Genomic DNA, 1,269 nt, shown 5'->3' with positions numbered 1-1,269 from the left:
TGAGCTTGACCCCGTAGCCCGGACACCTGACGTGAGGTGACCTTCGGTCACCGGGAAGGATGTCCATATGCCCGCACCACACCCGATCGAGTTCCGCCAGCGTGCCGTCGAGTTGGCCCGGCTGGGCGAGAAGCCGGTGGCGCAGATCGCCAAGGACCTGGGTATCAGCGAGTCATGTTTGCGGAATTGGATGGCCCAGGCCGACGCCGACGAGGGTGGCAACTCGGCACGGTTGACCAGCGCGGAGAAGAAGGAGCTGGCCGAGCTGCGCCGCCGTAACCGGCAGCTGGAGTTGGAGAACGAGATCCTCAAGCGTGCGGCGGCGTATTTCGCACGGGAGAACGTCCTCCCAAAGTAGTCTTCCGGCTGGTCCGTGAGCTCGCCGAGGACGGTATTCCGGTCGCGGTGGCCTGCCGGGTGTTGAAGGTGTCGAAGTCCGGATATTATGAATGGTTGGGCCGGCCGGAGTCACCGCGTGCGCTGCGGAACAAGGAACTGACCAAGGTGATCACGAAGATTCACGAGGAATCGCGGGGGACGTACGGCTGGCCCCGGGTGCACGCCGAGCTGGTGCTCGGCCTGGGTGAGGCCGTCAACCACAAGCGGGTGGCCCGGTTGATGCGGCAGGCCGGCTTGCAGGGCGTGTACCGGCGCAAACACCGGCGGGGCCCGGCCCGGGAGGCGACCGAGGACGACCTGGTCAACCGCCAGTTCACCGTCGACGCACCGAACACGCTGTGGCTGACCGACATCACCGAACACCCCACGGGTGAAGGAAAGGTGTACTGCGCTGCCGTGATGGACGCCTGGTCGCGGCGGATTATCGGCTGGTCCATCGGGGAACAGCAGACCACCGACCTGGTCCTCGACGCCCTCGGCATGGCGATCCTGCGCCGCAACCCCGCCGCCGGGTCAACAATCCTGCACAGCGACCACGGAACCCAATATACTTCATGGGCGTTCGGTAAGCGACTGCGTGACGCCGGACTGCTCGGTTCGATGGGGTCGATTGGGGACTGCTATGACAATTCGATGATGGAGTCGTTCTGGGGTTCGATGCAGCTGGAGCTGCTCGATCGCCGAGCCTGGAAAACCCGCAACGAGCTTGCCAATGCCATCTTCGAGTGGATAGAATGCTGGTACAATCCGAAACGACGGCATTCCAGCATTGGAATGCTCAGCCCCATCCAGTTTGAGACACGACAGACGTCGCCTCACCACGGCGGCTGACACCACACCCAACGTGTCCGGAGAACGGGGTCAAGCTCA

The 1,269-nt window shown here is 63.8% G+C and carries 1 protein-coding gene; it reads left to right on the top strand.

Annotation, left to right across the window (positions count from 1 at the left end):
* The first annotated feature begins 67 nt into the window (after positions 1-67).
* Positions 68-1,230 (top strand): IS3 family transposase gene (locus tag FFT21_RS28540; RefSeq protein ID WP_371856878.1). Its coding sequence is split into 2 segments (ribosomal slippage): positions 68-356 and positions 356-1,230, totalling 1,164 coding nucleotides; the frame shifts between segments, so codons are not numbered across the junction.
* Positions 1,231-1,269: the final 39 nt, after the last annotated feature.

The organism is Gandjariella thermophila (genome assembly GCF_005405885.1).
Taxonomy (GTDB): Bacteria; Actinomycetota; Actinomycetes; order Mycobacteriales; family Pseudonocardiaceae; genus Gandjariella; species Gandjariella thermophila.
This window is presented reverse-complemented; position numbering and strand designations above follow the sequence as displayed.